Annotated in this window: 4 protein-coding genes; all 4 read left to right on the top strand. The window is 32.7% G+C overall.

The features are described from left to right. The first annotated feature begins 385 nt into the window (after positions 1-385). On the top strand, positions 386-1,414 hold the full coding sequence (locus B5X70_RS17185; RefSeq protein WP_157666530.1) for an McrB family protein: 1,029 nt from the start codon (positions 386-388) through the stop codon (positions 1,412-1,414). A 4-nt stretch (positions 1,415-1,418) separates the two neighbouring features. Further along, on the top strand, positions 1,419-2,657 hold the full coding sequence (locus tag B5X70_RS17180; protein ID WP_079559141.1) for an McrC family protein: 1,239 nt from the start codon (positions 1,419-1,421) through the stop codon (positions 2,655-2,657). 245 nt (positions 2,658-2,902) lie between these two features. Beyond that, the gene (locus B5X70_RS17175) at positions 2,903-3,505 is read left to right on the top strand and encodes a DUF6088 family protein (RefSeq protein WP_079559140.1); all 603 of its coding nucleotides are present in this window, start codon (positions 2,903-2,905) and stop codon (positions 3,503-3,505) included. Then, positions 3,502-4,506 carry a nucleotidyl transferase AbiEii/AbiGii toxin family protein gene (locus B5X70_RS17170; protein WP_079559139.1) on the top strand — a complete coding sequence of 335 codons (1,005 nt, stop codon included), beginning with the start codon at positions 3,502-3,504 and terminating at the stop codon, positions 4,504-4,506. Before B5X70_RS17175 ends, B5X70_RS17170 begins: the two co-directional genes overlap by 4 nt. Positions 4,507-6,054 lie beyond the last annotated feature (1,548 nt).

The following is a 6,054-nucleotide window of genomic DNA, read 5'->3' as shown; positions in this document are numbered from 1 at the left end:
AGTTGATAGAAAGGGGATTGGTTAAAAAGATGGATAGATCTAATTACTATATAGTTACAAAGAAAGGGTGGGTTTGGATGTGGTCATGCTTATTTCAAAAAGACTATTTCGTAAACCCTTTGTTATCAATTAGTTTTAAACAGGAGTTGCAACAAATCGCAAACCAAAGGAAAAAAAGCACTACCCGAATAAGGCAATTAAACACTCTTCTATCCCAGATATATCAAGACATTCGGCTAGTTGCATAAAAGAAAAAAACGTGAATTTTTTTCGCGTTTTTAAACTATAAAAACGTAAAGTAGCAGACATTTTTAATCATGAATTATTACAGTTAAAAGCTTCTCTTTCAAATTCAACAACTGTAACACCAACTATCTGGGGACAATTGCAAAGTCATACAATTGAATCTTGTGAGAGTGTTAAGGTAAGTAAAAAAGGCTCACCTCTAATATTCAATAAAACCGACGATAAATACTGGGAAATTCTTAACGAAGAAGTTGTTCAACAAGCTCCTGAGTTATTAAAGTTACACGAAGAAGTAAAGGGTTTTAGTGAAGATTCTGACATAGAAATTCGCAGATATGAATTTGTAACATTTCATCAATCGTTTACATATGAGGATTTTGTAGAAGGAATTAAGCCAAACTTTAATGAAGGTGAAAATGATTTAACCTACAAAATTGAAGATGGAATATTTAAGAAAATGTGCTTAAAGGCACGAAAAGACCCTGACCAAAACTATGCGATTTTTATAGATGAAATAAATAGAGGAAACATTTCACAAATCTTTGGAGAACTTATAACTCTTATTGAAGAAGATAAAAGAGAAGGAGAAGAAAACGAACTTTCAGTTACGCTTCCTTATTCTAAAACAAAGTTTAGTATTCCAACAAATTTATACATAATTGGCACAATGAATACGGCTGACCGCAGTGTTGAAGCACTTGATACTGCATTACGCAGAAGGTTTAGTTTTGTTGAAATGCCACCAAAACCTGATTTGATTAAAACAGTTGGTAAAACTTCTGATGGATTCATAAATGAAATTGACTTAGTTGAACTTTTAAAGGTAATCAATATAAGGATTGAAAAGCTTGTCGATAAAGATCATATGATTGGTCATAGTTATTTTTTAAATATCAATAGTCTATCTGCATTAAAGAAAGCTTTTAATAATAAAATTATCCCGTTACTTCAAGAATATTTTTACGGAGATTTCGGCAAAATTGGGCTTGTCCTTGGAAAAGGTTTTATAGTAGATAATCAAAACGAGTTAGACGAAGACATTTTCGCTGAATATGATGAGTACGATAGCAGTTCATTGATTGAGCGGAAAGTTTATCGACTTAAAGATGTTGTAAAAATGAATGATGATGATTTTACTTTAGCAATTAATATACTTTTAAAGAAATAATGATTTGATTAAGAATCAGTCACATATAACAGTTTTCGAGCACGATAGGATACATATTGATCGTGGGAATAACCGTATAACACCAAGTCAACTAAAAGCACTACAACAGTTTTATGGTGAAAATGGTGTTCCATATTTCGACCTTATTCATAACGGGATAAAATTCAATGAATATGTCGGTGTATTAATGGTTGGTAAAACAACAATTGAAATTCTACCCAAAGCAGACAAAGACCTTGAAACCAAAGATTGGAGGAAAGTCTTAATTGGAATGCTTCATGCTGTGGGTTTATTTGAAATTCATACACCGAGCTCAACTTCTCTTGACCTTCGGGCAAATTCGATATTAGAATTGTACTTTGAACTTTTCGTTTGTGAACTTGAATATTTACTACATGGTGGGTTAATAAAGAAGTACAGAAAAACGTCTGGCAATTTGAATTCGTTAAAAGGGAGTATTTATTTCCCAAAACATATAAATTCAAATCTGATTCACAAAGAACGTTTCTTTGTAAATTATTCCATATATGACAAGGAACATATTTTTCATCAAATATTGTTCAAGTCACTTAAACTATTACAGAGAATTAACTGCAATATTAAACTGCAAAGCAGAATTACGACCTTATTGCTTGACTTTCCAGAAATGCCAGATTTAAAAGTTTCGGAAAACACCTTTAATCGATTAATATATGATAGGAAATCAAGTAAATATAAAAACTCAATTGAGATTGCAAGATTATTATTGTTAAACTACCACCCTGATATTAAAGTTGGAACAAATGATGTTCTTGCACTTATATTTGATATGAATTATTTATGGGAACGATTTGTATATTCAAGCTTACGGAAATATAAAGTAGCAGGAAACACGGTAACAGCTCAAAACACGAAGGACTTTTGGAAACCAACTATTGGTTATAATTCAAAAATGAAACCGGACATTGTAATAAATAAAGACAAAGACAATTGCATTGTTTTGGATACCAAGTGGAAAAATATTAAACAGAGTAACCCGTCACCAAATGATTTGCGACAAATGTATGTTTACATGAAGTATTATAATGCAAAACGTGTGGCTTTAGTTTATCCTAATTCTGAATCAAGTATAAAATCAGGTCTTTTCTTCAAAGAGACAGATTCTGAGTTAAGTAGCAATAATTGCAGTCTGATTTCAATTGGTGTAATGGAGGATATAAAGCAATGGCAGACTAAGATATATGAACAAATAAATGATTGGTAATAGAATGCACGAGAGCACAACACGGTATATAAAACATTTGGCGGATAGTGCTTATATCAAGGGCGTTACACCTAATTAACTTTGTAGCGGTTTGACAGGTTCGTGCTTCGAATCGCCAAACGTTTCATATACCCACACGTTGTGCTGATAGCTCCGCAAAGTCAAACCTTTATCTAACTGAAAATTTTATTTTAAGACTTCGTTTCGTCCCAAATATTTACTAAATTTGGGACGAATATAAGATAATGGAAAGACCACAAGTAGAAAATAGAATTGCTGAATCGCTCAACGAATTGCCGAAAGGGAGTGTCCTTTTTGTGGACGATTTTTTAGACTACGGCAGCTCCGAAAGTGTCAAGAAAGCTCTTCTCCGCTTGAAAGAGAAAGAAATTCTTATTCGATTGGCTCACGGAATTTATCTATATCCAAAAATTGATAACGAACTTGGAGTCCTCTTTCCATCAACCGAAGAAATTACGAAAGCCATTGCCAGACGTGATAAAGCAAGAATTATTCCTACAGGAACTCAAGCTTTGAACAAATTGGGTTTATCTACCCAAGTTCCTATGAAAGTTGTTTATTTGACCGATGGAGCAGCCAGAAGTATTAAAGTCGGAAAACGAACAATTACTTTCAAAAAAACAAGTCCGAAAAACCTTATGGTAAAAGGAGAAATCAGTAGTTTAGCTATTCAAGCACTCAAAACCATCGGACAAAAGAAAGTAGATGAAAACACGATAGAAAAAATCCAATCTATATTAAGAAACGAGAAAATAGAGAACATCATTTATGATGCAAAACTAGCTCCAGCTTGGATAAACAAAATACTAATGAAGACGATTAGATGAATACCAATTGGCTAACATTATCAAAAGAAAGACGAATTGAAATCCTGAATCAGGTAACAGAATTAACGGGTTTACCTGCAATTGCCATTGAAAAAGATTGGTGGGTAACACTATGTTTAAATGCATCATTTAATTTACCATATAGTGAACATCTGTTATTTAAAGGCGGAACTTCATTGAGCAAAGGATGGGAATTGATTGAGAGGTTTTCTGAAGATATAGATTTGGCCATTGACCGCAAGTTTTTTGGTTTTAAAGGAGAAATCAGTAAAACGCAGATCAAAAAGCTTAGGAAACTATCTTGCGAATTCATTTCAACAGAATTTCTCAAAGACTTAATCCAATATTTGACAAAATGGAATGCAATAGGCGAATGTAAATTATTTGCTCAACCAGTAACCGATTCAGATAAAGACCCGCAGGTAATTGAAATTCATTACAACTCCGTTGTGGAGCCATCAGAATATTTATCGCAAAGAGTATTAATTGAAGTAAGTTCACGTTCTTTGATGGAACCAACAGAGAAACGAGAAATCAATTCGATATTAAGTGACAATTTTCCAAAATTAAGTTTTGCATCTGAATCCTTTGCTATTCCAACTGTTCTACCACAAAGAACTTTCTTAGAAAAAATATTTCTACTTCATGAAGAGTTTTCCCAAGAAGCTGGAAAAATCCGCATAGACCGCCTTTCACGACACTTGTATGATTTAGTAAGGTTAATGGATACAGAATATGGATTTGCAGCCTTAAAGGACAAGGAACTTTTTGGTAACATAGTTGCTCATAGGGAAAAATTCAATCCCTTGAGAAGTATAGACTATAGCAACCATACTGCTGATAAAATCATAATTATACCTCCTGACTCCGTAATTAAGGACTATGAAAAGGATTATGCTGAAATGGCCAAATTTATGATTTATGGAGAGGCTTTGACTTTTTCGGAACTTATAAGTAGAATAATGGAATTACAAGAGCGAATTCATAAAATGAAAATATAAAAATCACAACCCACAACATCATATATAAAATATTGGGGTTTACGTGTTTATGTAAACCTTTCTACCCCGCACCAACTTTTGTAACGGCAGACAAAGACGCACACCGCAGCCCCAACATTTCATATATGTGACCGTTGTATGTAATTCGACGAAAAAGAAAAAACCTATTTAACCAGTTGACTTTTAAAACTTAGGCGCTGAAAATAAAATTGAGAATAGTCGAAAACTTCGATGATTTGATTTTTAAAGCATTGAAATTTTCGGAATCCGATATTTGATGAAAAAAATCACTGAACTCTGAAAACCAATAATTAAGTAAAACTTTCGAGAAGAATGAATTTTGAAAGACACGAAAATTTCGGCGGCTGAATGTTTATAGATGGAGAAAATCGAAGATTTTCAAAATTTTTACGCGAAATATTTGATGATTTCCCCATTTTTCTGGCTTCGAAAATTCCGAATTTTAATGAAAAAGCAGGACTTTGAGCACTGAATTTCATGAAATTATCTCTGAAAATCTGAAAAATGAAATTTTGCACTGAAAATTGACTCATCCGACTGAAATGAAATTTAATGAAGTAAATATGGATTGATTTCCTTTGATAAATGAATTTCAAACGAGAATTGCCCAGAAAACGAAGCGTTTCTAATGACAAAAAATTGAAAACGCTGAAAAACTGAAGATTTACGAGATTTATAACCTAAAAATTGCTCGAAGACAGAATTTCAAAAATCTCCGAGATATCTATGTGAAAGACGGAATTGAGTGCTGATATTTTTAACTGAAGACTGTTTTTCGAACTTAAAACCATTTTGCTTTGCTGAATTGGTTTTTAATGGTCTGAAAACTGAAATCTTCGATAAAAAAAAACAAAATCGGAGAAAACCACAGAATTTTCATAATTTCTCAACGATTGATAAATATTTGTATTCCTTTGAAAAAGATGTTTTTCGTGAATTTCAATTCTATCCAACGAACAAGATTCTGAATTTTTGATAGACTTCTATTTTTTTGAAATTCTTTTGCTTCGAGAAATATGAATTTTAGCAGAAAACTTCAAGAAATACAGATAATTACTATTTTCAGAGTCAATTTCTAACGATTTAATTGAATTGAAATCGAAAGTACATACAACGGTGTGTATAACCAATGGCTTTGGTTCAGCTAAATAGTCATCCTCCTACCCCGCCTCAATTTTTGTAACGGCGGACAAGGACGCAGCCCGCAAAAAGCCACTGGTCATACACAGGTACGTTGTATGTAATCCGACGAAAAAGAAAACAACCCTGTTAACCTATTGCCTTTTAAGACTTAGACGCTGAAAACATAATTGAGAATAGTTAAAAACTTCGATGATTTGATTTTTAAAGCATTGAATTTTTCGGAATCCGATATTTGACAAAAAAATCGCAGAACTCTGAAAACCAATAATTAAGTAAAACTTTCGAGAAGAATGAATTTTGAAAGACACGAAAATTTCGGCGGCTGAATGTTTACAGATGGAGAAAATCGAAGATTTTCAAAATTTTTACGCGAAATATTTGATG

It is taken from the genome of Alkalitalea saponilacus (assembly GCF_900168165.1).
In the GTDB taxonomy this organism is placed as follows: Bacteria; Bacteroidota; Bacteroidia; order Bacteroidales; family Marinilabiliaceae; genus Natronoflexus; species Natronoflexus saponilacus.
Note: the sequence above shows the minus strand (reverse complement) of the source record. Positions and strands in the feature narration are given on the sequence as shown.

What these genes read in the sequence shown, in the direction of transcription:
- B5X70_RS17175 (WP_079559140.1), top strand. Translation starts at nt 2,903, where the DNA reads ATGGAAAGACCACAAGTAGAAAATAGAATTGCTGAATCGCTCAACGAA.
- B5X70_RS17170 (WP_079559139.1), top strand. Translation starts at nt 3,502, where the DNA reads ATGAATACCAATTGGCTAACATTATCAAAAGAAAGACGAATTGAAATC.